Raw genomic sequence first — 18079 nt, 5'->3', positions numbered from 1 at the left:
TCCGCCCCGCAAAGACCGGGCAACCGGTGCCCCACACCGGCACATCGGCGTGAAATCGACTACAAGTCCAACGTATCGGGCAAGCCCGGGTTTGGAAAGAATGGTCCTTGCGGACCTCCCCCTTGCACTGTTTGGCTAGAATTTTCCGGCTTGCCCCAGGGAGGATCCAACATGCTCACGCCGAATGTCGCCGAGGGGATCCACCGCATTACCCACGCGCACACGAACTGCTATCTGATCGAGGACGGCGGGGGCCTGCTCCTTGTCGACGCAGGGCTGCCGGGCACGCGGCGGAAGTTCATCGGCGCGCTGAGCAGCCTGGGCAGGAGCCTCGCCGACGTGCGGGCCGTGGTGCTGACCCATGGCCATTTCGACCACGTCGGGTTCGCCGAATACCTGCGGAGTCAGCACGGGATCCCCGTCTACGGCCACGTGGACGACGCATACATCGCCGCCCACCCCTACCGGTACCAGCGGGAGAGGACGCCGCTGCTGTACCCGGTGCGGTATCCCCAGGCGGTCCCGGTGCTGGCCCGTATGGCGGCCGCCGGCGCCCTCAAGGTGCGCGGGGTGAAAAAACTTGAGCCGTTGACCTCCGCCAGTGCCGCCGCCCTGCCGGGAAACCCCGTCCTGGTCCCCTCCCCGGGGCATACCCTGGGCCACTGTGCGCTGTCCTTTCCCGAGCGTGGCGTGCTGATCAGCGGCGACGCACTGGTGACCCTCGACCCGTACACCGGGCGGCGGGGGCCGCAGATCGTGGCCCGGGCCGCGACCGCGGACACCGCCGCGGCCCTCGCCTCCCTCGATGCGCTGGAGGGCACGGGAGCCCAAATCGTCCTGCCCGGGCATGGCTACGCGTGGACCAACGGGGTGGCAAAGGCCACAGCGGAGGCCCGTCTGGTCGGGGCGCACTAGCGCCGCCGCCCGCGCGCTCGGATGCGGGTCAGGACCGGGCCCTCCGAACGATAGGCTCTAGTCATGGACTCGCTGAACCACAGGGCTGTGATGGAGTTTGCCACGACCGCCCTTCGCCGCGCTGCTCTCCTTTTCTTCGGTGTCCAGGCGGCCGTCATCGCCTCCGCCGTCCTCATCGACGCCGTGCAGAAACGCATCCGCCGGACCCGGGAGGGCTTCCCCCGGCCCGGCACCTTCACCACGACGATCAACGAGTCCACGACGACCGTCTACACCTTCGGCGAAGATCTCTTCAACGCGATGATCGAGGCAATTGAGAAGGCCGAGCAGGAGATCCTGCTCGAGACCTACATCTGGAAGGGCGACGCGATGGGGCGGCGGTTCCGTGACGCCATCAACGCCGCGGCGGCCCGCGGCGTCAAGGTCCACGTGATCTACGACGGTTTCGCCAATCTCGTGGTGCGCCCCTCGTTCTACCGGTTCCACCCGGACGTGCACGTATTCCGGTTTCCGGTCCTGCGGCCCTCGGTGCTGTTCACCAACATCCGGGGCACCGGCCTTGACCATCGGAAACTGATGGTGGTCGATGACGCCATCGGCTTTGTCGGCGGCTACAACATCGGTTCCCTGTACGCCACGAAGTGGCGCGACACCCACCTGGCAATCACCGGACCGTCGGTGTGGGAGCTCCGCCAGGCCTTCGTGAGCGTCTGGAACCTGAGCGCGAAGCGGAACGCGAAGATGGCCGACACCAGCGCCGGTTTCTGGGAACCGCGGATCCGGGCCGTCAACAACATCCCGGCGAACCTCGTGTTCCCCATCCGCGGGGTATACCTCGATGCCATCAACCGCGCCACGCGCTCGATCTACATCACCACCGCCTACTTCATCCCCGACCAGCAGATCATGGACGCGCTGCTGCGGGCGAGTCAGCGCGGCGTTGACGTGCGCGTGATCCTGCCCGAGGACTCGAACCACGTCGTCGCCGACTGCCTCTCGCGCGGGTTCTACTCCTCGATGCTGCGCTGCGGCGTGCAGGTCCTGCTGTACCAGAACGCGATGATCCACGCCAAGACCGCGACGGTGGACGGTGAATGGTCAACGGTGGGCACTGCGAACATCGACAGGCTGAGCCTGACCGGCAACTACGAGACCAACCTCGAAATCTTCGATAAGGATCTGGCCCGCACCATGGAACAGATCTTCGAGATCGACAGCTCAAACACCCGCCTGCTCACCCTCGAGGAGTGGGAGAGCCGGCACGTCGTGGCCCGGTTCAGCGAAATGGTGCTCGCGCCGCTCCGCCCCTTCCTCTAAGGCGGTCAGCCGGCAGAGGGCGCTCCCCCGTGGCGCCGTCCGGCGGCGGCCCGCCCCCTGCATGAAGTCCCCGGGACAGCCCGGTAGGGATCTGCCGGTCGGATGCCGGTCAGCGGCCGGCGGCATATCCCTGCGCGCCGCGCGGATTGGCCGCCGCCTGGAGGATCCCGGAGGCCGGATCGGCAGTGACGCAGGAAAGCCGCCCCAGTGCCCAGTCCCCTGCCCGGGTCACGACGTGTCCGCGGCGTTCGAGCTCAGCAATGACTTCGTCTCCCAGCCGGTCCTCCACGACCGCTCCACCCGGTTCCCACGTGCGCGGCCAGAACGAGCCGGGAATCGAGGTCGTATGGAGCGAGGGCGCGTCAATGGCCTCCTGGGGGGTGTAGCCCCCGACGATGGTGCGCAGCAGGTACAGCAGCTGCCACTGGTCCTGCTGGTCCCCTCCCGGCGAGCCGAGGGCCACCACCGGCTCACCGTCCCGCAGGACGAGGGTGGGCGTCAGGGTGGTGCGCGGGCGCCGGCCCGGGCGCAGCGTTGAGGGGGCGCCGTCCTCCAGCCACGTCATCTGCAGGCGGGTACCGAGGCAGAAGCCAAGCCCGGGGATGGCCGGCGAGGACTGGAGCCAGCCGCCGCTGGGCGTCGCCGAGATCATATTCCCCCAGCGGTCGACTACGTCGATGTGGCAGGTGTCGCCGCGGGTCTCCCCGGCGCGGGAGACTGTCGGTTCCCCCGCCCCGGCGAAGGGCCTCCCGGCGGCCGCCGGCGGGGTGTACTCGGTCCTCAGCGGCGGGAGGAACGGTTCGTGTCCGGGAACGCTGCCGGGACGGAACTCGGTTGAGGCCCGCTCTCCGATCAGGGTCCGGCGCTGCGCCGCGTACTCCTCTGAGAGCAGGTACTCAAGGGGCACCGCGGCGTCGCCGTAGTAGGCCTCACGGTCCGCAATGGCGAGCTTCTGGGCCTCAAGGATGGTGTGCGCACCGAGTGCGGTCGAGGGGTCGAGGTGGTCATCGGGAAGCCCGTCCAGGATCGCCAGGGTCTGCAGCAGCGCTGGCCCCTGCCCCCACGGTCCGGTCTTGGCGATGGTGTGCCCACGGAAATCGTAGGTGACCGCCGGTTCGTACCCGGCCCCGAAGCCGGCGAAGTCCTGCCGGGTGATCACCCCGGCGTGGTCGGTCCCTGACGAATGGCGGTGTGGGATGGAAAGGAAGTCCACCGCCGCCGAGGCCACGGTCCCGGTCCGCCACTCGTGGCGGGCGGCATCGATCCGTGCCTCGCGGGTCGCCGCGTCGGACCCGGCGCCGACCAGCCCGTCGAGGACGCCCGCGTAGGCCTCGTTGGTGATGATCTTCCCCGCGGCCGGCGGCCGTCCATCCGGCATCCACAGGGCTGCCGAGCTGGGCCAGTGCTCGGTGAACAGTTCGGCGACGGTGGCGATGGTGGCACCGACACGGGCCAGGACGGGGTGCCCGTTCCGGGCGTAGCCGATCGCGTAGGCCAGGACGTCGCCGAGTTCCCACGAGCCATGGTCGCGCAGCAGCAGCAGCCACGCGTCGACGGCCCCGGGCACCGCGGCCGCCAGTGCTCCCGCCCCGGGCACCAGCTCGAGTCCCTCGGCGAGGTAGTGCTCCCGGGTGGCACCGGCCGGGGCGGGGCCCTGCCCCATGAGCACGGTCGGCGTGGGGTCCGCGGCGGTGGTGAAGACGCCCGTCATGTCACCGCCGGGGCCGTTGAGGTGGGGTTCGACGACGTGCAGCACGAAGGCCCCAGCGACCGCGGCGTCGAAGGCGTTGCCGCCGCGCTCCAAGACAGCCTGCGCAGAGGCCGTCGCCAGCCAATGGGTGGAGGCTGTCATGCCGAAATTGCCCTGCAGGGTGGGACGGGTGGTGAAGGCCCCCGCCGGTGTGTACGTCATGGAAGCGCCTTTCGGCCCGGGCAGGGCGTGGACGGATCTCCCCTCGGCGGGGCCCGTTGATATGGGATATCTTCTCTGCTCCGACGATATGCTTCGTATACATTCCTCACAAGATCATCAGCAGCACCGGCGTCGGCCAGGCGGATCGGTTCCGGCGGGGCTGCCGGTCCCGAACCGCGGCCGTCCCACCCGCCGACCCGCCCGTGTGAACCTGTCGCTGCGGCCTGTCGCTGTGAACCAGTCCCTGTCAACCCTGGACGGGCCCGCTCCCCTGTCCCGATTCCCGCCGGCCACGCTTTGGAGGACCGCATGAAGAAGACGTCCCTGCCCACCGACCGGCTGCACCTGGTGTTGATGCTCGTGCTGACGTTCTCCACAGGTGTCATCGACGCCGTCGGCTACCTCGGACTGGACCGGGTGTTCACCGGCAACATGACCGGCAACGTCGTGCTCCTCGGAATGGCGTTCGCCGGCGGCAGCGACCTTCCCGTGCTCCGGCCGGCCCTGGCGCTCGTCTTTTTCATGGTGGGGGCAGCCATCGCGGGGCGACTGCTGCGCCGCGCCCCCGAGGGCTGGTCGGGCCGGACGACCACCGCCCTGGCTGCGGTGGCAGGGGTGATGGTGGCGCTCGCAGTCTTCACGGCGCTTGTCGACGTCGCCGACGACGAGACCCTGGGAAGCATCACGACGTCGGCCCTGGGCCTGGTGATGGGGATCCAGGCCGCCACCGCGAAACGCCTCAAGGTCGCCGAGATCACGACGGTCGTGGTGACCTCCACCATCACCGGGCTCGCCTCCGACTCGAGGATCGCGGGCGGCACAAGCCCCTTCTGGGTGCGCCGGGCCGCCGCCATCGCCCTCATCCTGGCCGGCGCCGTTGCGGGCGCCGCGGCCCTGAAGATCGACCTGTGGGCGGGGATCACCCTCTCGGCCGTCCTGACCTGCACAGTGACAGTCATCGGTCAGGTGCGGTCGCGGCGCGATGCCCGGGCTACTTTGGCTGACGTTTACCGTTAAGGAGAAGAAGGCACCGACCCGAACCGCGGGCACGGTCTCGATGAGGGACGGATAAGCACACAGTGGACCGATTTGCAGAAGGCCCGTCGGCCGTGGCGGCATCGAACCGAGCGGCGGAGCTCCCGGCGGACCCGGCCGGCGCCCCGGCGGGCGAGGCCTTCCCCTTCCATCGCCTGACCCGCTCCTGGGCCGGCCACCGGTGGTGGAAGCCCCTGTTGACCGGGCTGCTCGGCACCATCTTCTACCTGGTGTTCATGCTCATCGTGCTCGTCATCGGCGGGATCTGGGGAGGCCTCGACCCGGCGCTGGGCGCCTCCTACCTCGAAAGGCTTGAGTCCTTCGACCTCTCGGACCCGCTCGTGTTCGGCTTCACGATGGTGTCCCTCATCTTGCTGATCCCTGCGCTCGCCCTTGCGGCCCTCATCACCGGACCCCGGCCCATCGGGCTGCTTTCCTCGGTCCACGGGCGGATCCGCTGGGGATGGCTCGGCCGGTGCCTCGCTGCTGCCGCCGTCATCTACTCGCTCAGCATCGCGCTGTCCTTCCTCCTTGAGCCGCTGTTTCCCGGCTACGTTCCCGCGACCCTCGACCTTGCGGGTCCGCGGGTAGGCATCCTGATCGTGATGACCATCCTGCTCGTGCCGTTCCAGGCCGCCGCCGAGGAATACGTGTTCCGCGGCTACCTCATGCAGGCGGTCGGCAGCTGGCTCCGCCATCCCGCCTTCGCGATCCTCCTGCCGGTCCCGCTTTTCGTGCTGGGTCACGGTTATGACCTGCTGGGCCAGCTCGACGTCGCCCTGTTCGCAGTCTTCGCGGGGTGGATCACCTGGCGCACCGGCGGCCTTGAGGCGGCCATCGCTGCGCACGTCGTCAACAACTCGACGATCTTCCTGCTCGGTGCCGTCGGACTCGTAGACGTCAACGCCAAGGAGGGCTCCGCTATCGGGCTTGGCATCTCGGTGCTGACGACGGCGGCTTTCGCGGTCGTCGTGCTGCGGATGTTCGACCGGTCCGGCAGCCTTCGGCGGGACCGGGTGGTCGTGCCTGCGCCGGTTCCGGCCATTCAGCCTTACGCGCAGTACCCCTACGGGCAGTTTCCCTTCGCACCCAATGCCGGGCAGTACCCGCCGTACCCGCAGGGCCAGGTCCCGGCCGGTCAGTACCCGCCGCCGTACGCGGGGCCCTACCCGCAGGGCCAGGTCCCGCCCGGCCAGTACCCGCCGCCGTACGCGGGGCCCTACCCGCAGGGCGAGGCTCCCGCCGGCCAGTACCCGCCCTACCCGCAGGGCGAGGCTCCCGCTGGGCAGTACCCGCCCTACGCCGCACAGTACCCACAGGGGCAGTATCCCGCTCCCTATGCGCCTGCTCCGGACGCCGGATCCACCCCTCCCGCGACGCACCCCTCCGATCAATACCAGGGGCAGAATCCCCAGCCAGCGCCGGCGGAGCATCACGCGCCGGACACTTCGGTCAACGACCGGCAGGCCGGCGACGGCTCCTCCGATACCACCTCTAACGACCCCGACACCCGCCCACGGGATCAGGCTCGGCGCGACCGATAACCGAGCGGGTAACCGGGCTGCCCGAGCTGGTGCACGGCGCGCCGGGGCGGCTCAGTCCTCGACGCGAAGGCCCAGGTTCTCGGCGAGGATCGGCGCGAGGAGGCCCAACTGGTAGGAATCGATGGTGACCCCGCCCAGCCCGTCCGGGCCGTTGAGCGACCGGAACTCGGTGGTGCGCAGGTCGAAGTCCCGCAGCCTGCTTCCCGTGAGGGTGAGGGTGTTGATCCGGCAGTTGCGCAGCGCGACGCGGACCGCCTTCGCATCGGTGAGATCGAGGTCCCCGATGATGCAGTCCGAGATGTCCACATCGGTGAGAGTTGAGCTGCGGAGATTGAGGAAGTCGAGCTTCCCGCCGCTGATCCGCACCGATTCAAGCGTGCTGTCGTACAGTTCCGCAGATCCCCAGCGGGTGCCCTCGAGCCAGACGTTGCGCCAGGAGCTCCGGGCTGCGGCGAAGACGGGGGCGAACAGCTCGGTGAAGCGGCACTCGCGGAACCGGGCCCCGCGCAGCTGCGTCTCATTGAGGGAGGTACCTTCGAACAGGCACTCGTTGAAGGAGATACCGCCGAGGTCCAGGCCGTCGAGGCTGGTGGAGGAGTACAACTCACCTTCGCGGTGATCGCCAGCCTCAGGAGGACCGTCCTGGGGCACTGCGAGGTCCCGCAGCACCAGATCTTCGATCCGCGGAGACCGCGTTGAGCTTTTCGGCATGAGCTGTCCTGGGGGTGGGTGGCGGCGGAGCCCGGAGCGTTGCCCCGGGCCGGGTCTTGGGAAGTCTAGCGAAGCGCATCGACTCTCCCACCGCGAACGCACCCGATTGCGACGAGCGCCCCAGAATTATCCGGCCCGGCCGTCGCTTTCAGGCGCCGCCGTCGCTTTCAGGCGCCGCCGTCGCTTTTGGGTACCGCCGTCGCTTCCAGGACTGCCGTCGAAAACGCACCGTTAGCGACGAACGCACCCGATCACGACGAGCGCGGCACGTATTCCGGGTCCGGCCGTCGCTTTCAGGCGCCGCCGTCGCTTTTGGGTACCGCCGTCACTTCCAGGACTGCCGTCGAAAACGCACCCGTTAGCGACGAGCGCACCCGATTGCGACGAGCGGACCGGAAATATCCGGCGCGGGGGTCGCTTTCGGGTACCGCAGTCGCTACCGGGAGCCAGGGGCATCCCCGGCCGCCCCCGTCGCACCGGGCACCGCGCTGGGCAGCCCTCCCTACAGGGTGCCCTAGGGTTGAAGTCATGGAATCGCCGATCGAGAGCTACCTCAAAAAGATCCACCAGGAGATTGCGGAGCTGAAGGACGGCAAGCCGTACAGCACCATCCCGGCCATGGCCAACGTCGACCCGGACAACTTCGGCATCTGCCTCACCACCGTCGACGGGTACACCTACGAGATCGGCGACACCCGGCAGGAGTTCACCATCCAGTCGATCTCCAAGCCCTTCACCTACGGGCTGGCGCTGGCCGATCTGGGCATGGAGGCCGTGGACGCGAAGGTCGACGTCGAACCGTCGGGTGATTCGTTCAACGAGATCTCCCTCGCTCCCGGCACCGGCCGTCCGGCCAACGCCATGATCAACGCCGGCGCCCTCACCGCGACCTCCCTCGTCCGTTCCGCCGGCGGCAACACGCGGTTCAAGCGCATCCTCAACACGTACTCGGCCTTCGCGGGCCGGCAGCTGAGCGTCGACGAGGAGATCTTCGAATCCGAGCTGGACCACGGCCACCGCAACCGGGCGCTGGCCTACCTGCTGCGGTCCTTCAACATTCTCGAGTCCGATCCGGCGCCGGTCATCAGCGACTACTTCCGCCAGTGCTCGGTCCAGGTGACCTGCCTCGACCTGTCGGTCATGGCCGCGACCCTCGCCAACTCCGGCCGCAATCCACTGACGGGCAAGGAGGTGCTCGGAATCGGCGAGGTGGAGCGCGTCCTGTCGGTGATGGCGACCTCGGGCATGTACGACGACGCCGGCTCCTGGCTGAGCAACGTCGGCATGCCGGCCAAGAGCGGTGTGGGCGGTGGAACGATCGCCGTCCTGCCCGGCCAGGTCGGCCTCGCCGTGTATTCCCCGCCGCTCGACGCCCACGGAAGCAGCGTCCGCGGCGTCGCCACCGCCGAGCGGCTCTCAAACGATATGGAACTCCACTTCGTCCGGGCCGCCCGCACCGGCCGCTCGGCCATCCGGTCGACCTACGACATCACCGGAGCACCCTCGGGAATCCGCCGCAACGACGAGGCGATGGACATCCTCCGCGAACACGGGCACCGCGCGAGGGTCATCGAACTCAACGGCGACCTGCTGTTCGCCGGCACCGAGTCCATGGTCCGCGAACTGAGCAGCCTGGGCGAGGACGTCGCCCTCGTCATCCTGGACCTGCGCCGCGTCGACGAGGTGGCCGGAGTGTCCCTGCGCCTGCTGGCCGAGGTGCGCGAGAACCTTGTGGCGGCCGGCCGGGAACTCGTCCTGATCGACGCCGACGGCAACCTCGCCGAAACCTTCAGGGACGTGGACCGGGAGGTGCCGACCTTCGACACCCGCACCGCCGCCGTCGAGTGGTGCGAGAACGAGCTGATCGGCCGCTACGGCGACGAGCTGTGCCTGCCGGCCGAGGTCGAGGTCGCCGACTGCCCGGCGCTCAGCCCGCTGAGTGCGGAGGACGTCGACGCCCTCGCCGAGCGGATGGAGGACCGCACCTACGCCGACCGCGACGTGATCCGGCGCGTCGGCCAGCGCTTCGGCGGCGTCTTCTTCATCCTCTCGGGCAGGATCGAGACCTCCGTGCCAGGCCCGACCGGCGGGCGCGTGAAGCTGACCACCCTCAGCGCCGGGATGACGTTCGGCGAGCTCGCGCTGGGCAGCTCGGACCGCCAGGAGACCACCGTGAAGGCGGTGGGCAAGGTCCGGCTGAAGGTCCTGACGGCGGACGCCATCACCAGCATCGAGGAGGAGGACCCGCGGCTCGGCGTCGAGCTGTGGAAGGCCCTGACCCGCGACGCGTACACGCGCGTTGACCTGTACCTCCGCGAGACCGCCGTGCGGATCCGCGACTAGGACTGGGGATAGGCTCGAGGAATGACAGTGCTGATCGCCGGGTGCGGAGACCTTGGAACGGAGGCCGGGCTGCGCTACGCCGCGGCCGGGCACCGGGTGGTGGGCTGGCGCCGCTCCCCCGGTCGGCTTCCGGAGCAGATTGAGGGCCAGGCCGTCGACCTCACCGGCACCCTGCCGGAGGTCCCGGCCGACACGGAGATCGTGGTGATCGCCACCGCCGCCGGCGAGCGCACCGAGGCGGCCTACCGGGCGGCCTACATGAGCGCGACGTCGAACCTCCTCGACGCCCTTGAGCGCGACGGCGTGAGCCCGCGGCGGATCCTTTTCGTCTCCTCAACCGCCGTGTACGGGGACTTCGGCGGCGGAATTGTGGACGAGGAGTCCCCGGCCGAGGCCGGAACACCCACGGGGAAAATCCTGAGGGAGGCCGAGGTGCTCCTGCTGGAGCGCTCCCCCGGCGCCTTGGTCCTGCGGCTCTCGGGCATCTACGGGCCGGGCCGCACCAGGCTGATCGATTCGGTCTCCTCCGGCCGGGCCGTCCTGCCGGCCGAGCCCCAGTGGACCAACCGCATCCACCGCGATGACGCCGCCGCCGCCATCGTGCACCTCACCACGGCGGTGGAGGCCCCGGCGCCGGTGTATCTGGGCACCGACGAGGAGCCCTCGGACCTCGCCGACGTCCTGCGTTTCCTTGCGGCCGAACTGCGCCTGCCGGCTCCCCCGGCCGGCCCGACCAGCACCACCCGCGGCGGCGACAAGCGCTGCTCGAGCGCCCTGCTGCGGTCGACCGGGTTCTCCTTCACCTATCCCACCTACCGGGAGGGGTACCGGGCGGTACTGGCCGGCGAAGGCGTCCGCCACCCCTGAAGCGCCCGGCGGGATCTTGATATGTGCGTGAACGCGCACCTATGCTGAAGGTCCCCGTCCTGCCTGCCCCAAAGGAACCCATGCTCACCGTCCTGCGGGTTCCGGCCTACCGGAAGCTCCTCACCGCCCAGGTTGTGGCCCTGGCGGGCACCGGCCTCCTGACTGTGGCGCTCGGCCTGCTTGCCTTCGACCTTGCCGGCGGGCAGGCCGGCGCCGTCCTCGGCACGGCCTTCACCCTCAAGATGGTCGCCTACGTCTTCGCCGCACCCTTCATGTCCGCCCTGGTGGGGCACCTGCCCCGCCGGGCGGTGCTGATCGGTGCGGATCTCGTGCGCGCCGCCATCGCCCTGGCCCTGCCGTGGGTCGACTCGGTCTGGCAGATCTACCTGCTGGTCTTTGTCCTGCAGTCGGCCTCGGCCACCTTCACCCCGGCGTTCCAGGCCCTCATCCCTGTTGTCCTGCCGCGCGAGCGGGACTACACCCGGGCGCTGTCGCTCTCCCGCCTCGCCTACGACCTCGAGTCGCTACTCAGCCCGCTGCTGGCGGCCGCCCTGCTGCTCGTCCTTTCCTACTCGAACCTGTTCCTCGGGACGGCGGCCGGTTTCCTGCTCTCGGCCGCCCTGGTCGCAGCCACCCGGCTGCCGCCGATTCCACCGGCGGATCCGGCCGGGTCACTGCTGCACCGCACCACCCTCGGGACGCGGATCTTCCTGCGCATGGCCCCGCTGCGCGGGCTGCTGGCCCTTGACCTGGCCGTGGCCGCGGGGACGGCCTACGTGCTCGTGAACACCGTCGTGCACGTCCGGGAGGTGTTCGACCGCTCCGATACCGACGTCGCGGTCGCCCTCGCCTGCTACGGCGCCGGGTCGATGATTGTGGCCCTTGCCGCCCCGCGGCTCCTTAACCGAATCTCCGACCGTTCCCTCATGCTCACCGGCGGCATTTTGCTGCCGCCCGGGCTTGCCGCCGCGGCGCTGCTGACCTGGACGGAGCAGCTCCCGGTCCCCCTCACGGATCATTCCTGGCTGCTCTACCTGGGCCTGTGGGCACTGCTCGGCGCCGGAACCTCGATGATCAGCACCCCCTCGGGGCGGCTGCTGCGCCGGGCCGCCACCGACAGCACCCGGAACCAGCTCTTTACGGCCCAGTTCTCGCTGTCGCACGCGTGCTTCATCCTCACCTATCCGGCGGCAGGCTGGATCGGCGCCGCAGCGGGCCAGCCGGCCGCGGCGCTGGTCCTGGCGGCCCTGGCCGCGGCGGGCACCCTGGGGGCGGTCCGGCTGTGGCCGCGCGTTGGCCGGCCGGTGCCGCCCACCGCGGGCTCGGCGGCTGAAGGGAACCGGGATGGGCGGTAAGGAGCCCAGCCTTCACCATCCCGGACCGCCGGACCCGGAGCGCCTGGGGTCCGGCGCGGCCACGTTCAGGATGCTCGCGGATCCGACCCGGCTGCACCTCCTGTGGCTGCTCACCCATGGACCGTCCGACGTCGGCACCCTCGTGGCGCGCACGGCGGTAAGCCGCACCTCGGTCAGCCAGCACCTGGCGAAGCTGCGGCTTGCCGGCCTCGTCAGCACCCACCGCGAGAGCCGCCGCGTGATCTACAGCATCACGGACGGCCATCTGGCGCGGCTGGTCCGGGAGGGCCTCAACCATGCCGACCACCGCGTCACCGGGGAACCCGGGCACCTCTAAGGTGCGGTGCCGGGCCCGGGTGCCTAGGCGGATCCCGGCAGGCCCGCCGGGGCGGGCGCCCCCGCCGTCCTCCGGCTCATCCGCCAGAGCCTGCGCACCGACCACGCGAAGATCCCCACCACGAGGAGGTTGCGCAGCGTCAGCAGGAGCGCGACCGCCGGGTTCAGCCCGTACCGCAGCTCGTCGTAGAAGATCGGATAGACGAGCGTTGTGAGCGCCGCGGTCAGCAGCATCGCCGCCGCCGGGAGCCGCCAGTCCCCTGCGGTATCGAGCACCAGTCCTGCGGCGATCACCGCGGCGATCCAGAGCATGAACTGGGGGGAGCCGACCTTATTGAACACGACGAGCGTGGTCACCAGGGCGAGCGAGCCGGTGGCCAGCAGCGGGCCGGGGCGCGCTCCCCGGCGGAGCCCGACGGCGACCAGCGCGGCGGTTCCGAGCACCGCCAGGGCCAGCAGCGGGCCCATCAAGGCGGAGACCTGCCCGCTCAGCGCCCCCCTCACCTCCATGGTGTTGATGATCTTGTCCTCGTAGAAGTACGCCCCCGAGGTCCCCGTGATCGCCTGCCAGACGCCGGGCGTCGACAGCGGCGCCTCGAGTTGCATCCCACGCGCGCCCTGGGCGCCGAGGAAGCCGGTGAGGTTGCGGAGGTCACCGAAGACGGCGACGACGACGGCGATGCCCGCTGACAGTCCGGCCCCCGCCAGCGCGATCCGGAGACGGCTGCGGCAGGTGATCACCGCGGCCAGCACGACGGCGGCAGGCCAGACCTTCACCCAGGTCGCGGCGCTGAGCAGGAGGGAGGCAAGGACCGGCCGCGCTGCAAGGAGCAGGATTCCGACGATCACCAGGGGGGCGGTCAGCCCGTCGAGGCGTCCCACCGCGACCGGGCCGAGCAGTGCCGTGGCAGCGAGCCACCAGTACGCCGCCCGGGGGCCGTGCGGCATGCCGCGGCGGAGCAGGGCGGCGGTGCCGGCCGCGTTCAGGGCGGCGAAGATGCCGAACCACGTCAGCTGGTACAGCTCCGGGCCGAGGGCCGTGGCGGCGACAATGGGCACGATGGCTCCGGCGGGATAGACCCAGGCGGTGTCGATGCCCTGCCAGATCCCGTCGTTCAGGGCCTGGTAGGCCCAGCCGCGGTAGATGTTGATGTCGCTGAGCACTCCCCCGGACAGGATGAAGGGCATCAGCCGGGCGAGGAACCCCGCGTGGATCAGCGCGAAGAAGATCCAGACGGACGAGGTGCGGGAAAGGAAGTCCGGACCAAGCCGAAGTGATCGCACGGGCGCTCCTGGTGGGTAGGGTGGTGGGCCAAGTCTTTCATCCACGCGCGCAGGCCTTGAAATCGCTTGCCCGGAAATCCCGGGTCGCACGAGCGCGCGCCCGGTCCCGGAGCCCGGTCTCATCGCCCGGGACGCCGCCCGTCTGGGGGCCCTCCGCGCGTGCGCCGCACCTTCCAGGTCCCGCGCGCCCGCCCTGCTATAGTCGGCGCAGGTGGCCACCGTCCGGCTCACCTGGGGGGCGGTCGTGGGCCCGGCTCGCGCTGCACCGATGCACAGCGATCAGCGAAGGTTCACCATGCAACCATGCTCCACGCCGCCGCGAAGGTTCCCCTCCTGATGTCCGGGCGCATCGGCGTTCTGCGCCGGCTGCGGGGGTCGGTGAGCCATGGGCATCACTGAACTGACCGTCACCCTGTGGCAGGAGCGGCGGGTCCTTGAAGAACTGCTTGCGGCGACCGGGCAGGCGTTGGCACCGCCCCGGGACTCCGCCCAAGGGGAAGCACCGCGGGCCGCTTCCGACCTGCGCGAGGAACTCGGGCTGATCCGCCTGGCACGGGATGTCGAGCTGGCCGCCGTCGCCCAGGAGTGGGGGCTCGGACCCGCGACAGGACTGGCGGGCCTCGCCGCCGGTGCGCCAACCGACTCCTGGCGCTGGGTCCTCGATTCCCACCACCAGGCGCTGACCGATCTGGAGGTTCGGCTGGGCGCCGGCCGCGCCGCGGAGGCACCCGACACGACTCCCCCGGCCGGCAGCCCCGTCCAAGAGGAACCGCCGCGTCCAGGCGGGGACGGCGACGGCGGACCGGGCTCGCCGGGCCTGCCGGACTCTCTGCTCGGCCACGCCCTGAACGCGGTCTCCGAGGGCTCCCTGATCACGGACGCCGCCCAGGACATCGTGTACGCCAACGCCGCCTTCACGGCCATCACGGGCTACACCTCCGAAGAACTTCTCGGGAAGAACTGCCGGATCCTCCAGGGCCCCGGTTCGGACCGCGTCACGCTTGCCGCCATGAGCAGCCGCCTTCAGCGGGGGGAGACCTTCCGGGGAAATATCCTCAACTACCGCAAGAACGGTTCACCATTCTGGAACGCCCTGACCGTTTCACCGCTGCGCGATGACGAAGGCAGGATCACCCACTTCGTCAGCATCCAGCGTGACATCACCGCCCAGGTGGCACTGCAGGAGGAACTGCGCTTCCTCGCCCTTCACGACCCGCTGACCGGGCTGCCGAACCGCAGCGGCCTCGAACAGCGGCTGGGCACCGCACCAGCCGCCACGGACGTGGCGCTTGGGGTGATTCGATTCGACAATTTCCGCCACGTCAGCGACACCTTCGGCCGCCACGCCGGCGACGCCCTCCTGCGCGAAATGGCACACCGGTTGAAGTCGAACCTGCGCACCACCGATTTCCTCGCCCGGATCGGCGGAGACGAGTTTATTCTCCTGATCGCGGGCGTCGATGACGCCGAGGCGCAGCGGCAGATCGGATCCGTCGCCGCCAGGCTCCACCGTGCTGTTGAAACTCCGGTGCCGCTCGGCGGAGGGAACTCGGTCCAGGTCGGAATGAGCATGGGGCTGGCGCTGCACCGCGCCGGCCGCGACGGCTTTGACGACTCCCGGCGGCGGGCGGAGGCCGCCCTCTCCGATCGAACGGTCCACGGGGACCGCGGCCGGCAGTGGTGGAGCCTCGCCGGACCCGTTGATCCGTCCCCGCACCCCGGATCCGGTACGTCCGCAACCGTGCCTGGTCCGGGAGGCTCAGCGCGGCGGGCCGGAGATCCGGTCCCCGCCCCGCACGGCCCGGCCGGGACACTGTCACTGGTCCTGCAGCCCGTTGTGGACCTCCGGACGGGAAAGGTGGACCTCCTGGAGGCGCTCGCGCGGGTCAGCATCGACGGCCACCCCCCGATGGGACCGGCTGACTTCCTGCCGGCGCTGGCCGCGCAGGAAGTCGACCAGCTCTTCCAGGACGCGCTCGAGCAGGCCCTGTCCCACCTCGCCCGCTGGGACCGATCGGGGCGTGTCTTCCGGGTCAGCGTGAACCTCAGCCCCTCCACCCTGCTCGACCCGGGGTGTACCGGCTGGGTCGCCTCCGCCCTCGAACGGCACGGGATTGCGCCGGACCGGCTCGTCCTTGAACTTCTCGAAACCGGTGCGATCACCTCTCCGGTTCAGGTCGCCGCGCTGTGGAACCTCCGGACCCTGGGCGTGTGCCTCGCCATGGACGACCTCGGGTCGGGCTACAGCAGTCTTCAGCGGTTGTCCGTGCTGCCCTTCAGCGCGGTGAAGATCGATGGCGCGCTGACGGCCCAGCTGAGGACACGGCCCGTGCGGACGCTGACGATCCTCGCGATGCTCGTCCAGATGGGGCGCGACCTCGACTGGGATGTCATCATCGAAGGCCTTGAGGACGCCGCCCTGACCGAGGCTGCACGGATTCTGGCTCCGCCCTACGGACAGGGATATTTCCTGGCCCCTCCACTGGAACCGGCGGACGTCCCCGCCTGGGTTGAGGTCTTTGCCCCGCCCGGCGCCGACGGCGGGCTGGAGACCTTCCTTGGCGCCCTCGCGTACACCTGGCAGTTCACCCGGTTGCGCTCGCCCCATCCCGGCCCGCAGGACCGGTGCCCGCTCACGGCGTTCCTCGACGCGCATGCCGAGCCCGGCTCGCCGGCGTTGCACTGGCACGGCCTCCAGCACGGTCCGGCCGAGGACGCCCCGGAGCCCGGGGCGCGGCTTGTGGACTGGCTTGCTGACCGCAGTATCGAAGAATATGCACGGCTTCCTCTGAATTAGCAGGGCCGACTAAAGAATTCGTCAGACTGGGGGATGCAAAAAACGTTTTCCTCCCTAAGATCAGTGGTGGAACGCGGGACCTTTTTCCGCGGCTCGTTGCCCAGTGCCCGCGGAAAGGGCCACCATGGATCCCACTCTTATTCCAATTATCCTCATCGTCGCGGCGGTGCTTGTCCTCGCCGTCGTCGGCATCATTCTTGCCCGAATGGCGCTCCATATTGCAAGCCCTGACCAGGCCCTGATTATCTCGTCGAAAGACAGCAAGGGCCAGCCCGACCCCGACAGCCAGCGCGTGGTCTTCGGGCGGATCTTCATCAATCCGTTCTCGCAGCGCGCCTACCCCATCTCCCTGGCTTCCCGCCAGGTCTCGCTCAAGATCGAGGGAATCTCGCAGAACGGGATCAAACTGCACCTCACCGGGGTGGCACAGGTCAAGGTGGGCGGCGACGCCGACGCCGTCCGCAAAGCGGCCCAACGGTTCCTCAACCAGCAGGAGGCCATTGACCACTACACCCAGGAAACCCTTTCCGGGTCGCTCCGCTCTATTGTGGGGACACTGACGGTCGAATCGATTATCAAAGACCGGGCCACCTTTGCGAAGAGCGTGAAGGAAGAAGCCGAACACTCAATGCACAATCAGGGTCTCGAAATCGACACATTCCAGATTCAGTCCGTGGACGACGATTCAGGCTATTTGAAAAACCTTGGCCGCCCGGAGGCCGCACTGGCCGAAAAAAACGCCAAAATTGCCGAGGCCCGGTCGGTCCAGGAATCGGAGCAGGCCCGCGCAATCTCGGACGAGCAGGTAGCCCTGGCGCACCAGCAGCTCATTATCAAGCGTGCTGAACTGAAGGAAGTCGCCGACGCCCGCCAGGCCCGGGCGGACGCTGCCGGGCCCCTCGCCGCGGCGGAACAGAACGAGCAGGTGATCATCCGCGAGCAGCAGGTGGCCCAGCGGCGCGCCGAACTGCGCGAGCGCGAGCTCGACACCGAGGTCCGCAAGCCCGCGGACGCCGAGAAGTACAGGTTGATCCAGCAGGCCGATGCCCGGCTTGAGGAGCGGCGGCGGGCCTCGGAGGCGACCGAGATCGAGGCACGGGTGGAACTGGCCAAGCGCAAGCTCAACGCCGAAGGCGACCGGGTCGCGGCGGAAGCCGACGCCGCAGCGAACACGGCACGGGGAACCGCCGAAGCGGCCGTCCAGGAGGCGCGCGGGCGCGCCGAGGCGGCGGTGATCCGTTCACGCGGCGAGGCGGAGGCGGAATCCACCGAGGCCCGGGGCAAGGCAGAGGCCGCCGGCATCGCGGCGCAGGCCGAAGCCTACGAGAAGTTCAACGAAGCGGCCGTGCTGAGCAAGGTCCTTGAGGTCCTGCCCGCCATGGCGCGGGAGGTCGCCGCCCCGCTCGCGGCGATCAAGACGATGACCGTTGTGTCCAACGACGGCGCCGGGCAGCTCAGCCGAGACGTGTCGACCGGCGTGCAGCAGACCACCCAGCTGATCAAGGACACCACCGGCCTCGATGTCATCACCCTGCTGGGCGACATCCTGAAGGGCGCGGGGTCGGGCCAGCGGGCCTCCGGAAACGGCGCCGCCGTGGCACCGCCTGCATCGGGCGGGTCCGCGGACGGCGAACGGCCCTGACCTTTCGGCGCCCCGCCGCCT

At 69.6% G+C, this 18079-nt stretch carries 13 protein-coding genes; 10 read left to right on the top strand and 3 right to left on the bottom strand.

Translation table 11 applies throughout. The features are described 5' to 3' along the window. The first annotated feature begins 171 nt into the window (after positions 1–171). Positions 172–915 (top strand): MBL fold metallo-hydrolase, encoded by a 744-nt coding sequence (locus tag I6N91_RS00935; protein WP_198810045.1) that lies wholly within the window; start codon positions 172–174, stop codon positions 913–915. A 63-nt stretch (positions 916–978) separates the two neighbouring features. After that, a complete protein-coding gene (locus I6N91_RS00930; RefSeq protein WP_198810044.1) occupies positions 979–2232 on the top strand; it encodes a phosphatidylserine/phosphatidylglycerophosphate/cardiolipin synthase family protein in 1254 nt (417 codons plus the stop codon). 109 nt (positions 2233–2341) lie between these two features. Here the strand turns inward: I6N91_RS00930 and I6N91_RS00925 are convergent, their stop codons facing one another. Further along, positions 2342–4144, bottom strand: a complete 1803-nt coding sequence (locus I6N91_RS00925) for a gamma-glutamyltransferase family protein (RefSeq protein ID WP_198810043.1) — start codon at positions 4142–4144, stop codon at positions 2342–2344. Between the two features lie 309 nt (positions 4145–4453). Here I6N91_RS00925 and I6N91_RS00920 point away from each other — a divergent pair, with 309 nt between their 5' ends. Beyond that, on the top strand, positions 4454–5161 hold the full coding sequence (locus tag I6N91_RS00920; protein WP_198810042.1) for a YoaK family protein: 708 nt from the start codon (positions 4454–4456) through the stop codon (positions 5159–5161). Positions 5162–5223: 62 nt separating this feature from the next. Beyond that, a complete protein-coding gene (locus I6N91_RS17440) occupies positions 5224–6723 on the top strand; it encodes a type II CAAX prenyl endopeptidase Rce1 family protein (protein WP_307843182.1) in 1500 nt (499 codons plus the stop codon). A 51-nt stretch (positions 6724–6774) separates the two neighbouring features. On the opposite strand, the gene I6N91_RS00910 is transcribed toward I6N91_RS17440, so the two are convergent. Then, on the bottom strand, positions 6775–7434 hold the full coding sequence (locus I6N91_RS00910; protein ID WP_198810041.1) for a pentapeptide repeat-containing protein: 660 nt from the start codon (positions 7432–7434) through the stop codon (positions 6775–6777). Positions 7435–7962: 528 nt separating this feature from the next. On the opposite strand from I6N91_RS00910, the gene glsA reads away from it, so the two are divergent. From glsA to I6N91_RS00890, 4 genes are all read left to right on the top strand, one after another. Further along, on the top strand, positions 7963–9777 hold the full coding sequence (gene glsA / locus I6N91_RS00905) for a glutaminase A (RefSeq protein ID WP_198810040.1): 1815 nt from the start codon (positions 7963–7965) through the stop codon (positions 9775–9777). A 21-nt stretch (positions 9778–9798) separates the two neighbouring features. Continuing rightward, positions 9799–10644 carry an NAD-dependent epimerase/dehydratase family protein gene (locus I6N91_RS00900; protein ID WP_198810039.1) on the top strand — a complete coding sequence of 282 codons (846 nt, stop codon included), beginning with the start codon at positions 9799–9801 and terminating at the stop codon, positions 10642–10644. Between the two features lie 80 nt (positions 10645–10724). Beyond that, entirely contained in the window at positions 10725–11999 is a 1275-nt protein-coding gene (locus I6N91_RS00895; protein ID WP_198810038.1) for an MFS transporter, read from the top strand. After that, on the top strand, positions 11989–12336 hold the full coding sequence (locus I6N91_RS00890; RefSeq protein WP_198810037.1) for a metalloregulator ArsR/SmtB family transcription factor: 348 nt from the start codon (positions 11989–11991) through the stop codon (positions 12334–12336). The genes I6N91_RS00895 and I6N91_RS00890 overlap by 11 nt, the downstream gene beginning before the upstream one ends. Positions 12337–12359: 23 nt before the next feature. Here I6N91_RS00890 and I6N91_RS00885 read toward each other — a convergent pair whose 3' ends face one another. Beyond that, the gene (locus I6N91_RS00885; protein WP_198810036.1) at positions 12360–13619 is read right to left on the bottom strand and encodes a glycosyltransferase 87 family protein; all 1260 of its coding nucleotides are present in this window, start codon (positions 13617–13619) and stop codon (positions 12360–12362) included. A 385-nt stretch (positions 13620–14004) separates the two neighbouring features. On the opposite strand from I6N91_RS00885, the gene I6N91_RS00880 reads away from it, so the two are divergent. Together I6N91_RS00880 and I6N91_RS00875 are read left to right on the top strand one after the other, a co-directional pair. Then, positions 14005–16416 carry a GGDEF domain-containing phosphodiesterase gene (locus I6N91_RS00880; protein ID WP_198810035.1) on the top strand — a complete coding sequence of 804 codons (2412 nt, stop codon included), beginning with the start codon at positions 14005–14007 and terminating at the stop codon, positions 16414–16416. A gap of 124 nt (positions 16417–16540) precedes the next feature. After that, entirely contained in the window at positions 16541–18058 is a 1518-nt protein-coding gene (locus tag I6N91_RS00875; protein WP_198810034.1) for a flotillin family protein, read from the top strand. The last annotated feature ends 21 nt before the right edge of the window (positions 18059–18079 follow it).

Source organism: Arthrobacter sp. MSA 4-2 (assembly GCF_016405885.1).
In the GTDB taxonomy this organism is placed as follows: domain Bacteria; phylum Actinomycetota; class Actinomycetes; order Actinomycetales; family Micrococcaceae; genus Arthrobacter_D.
Note: the sequence above shows the minus strand (reverse complement) of the source record. Positions and strands in the feature narration are given on the sequence as shown.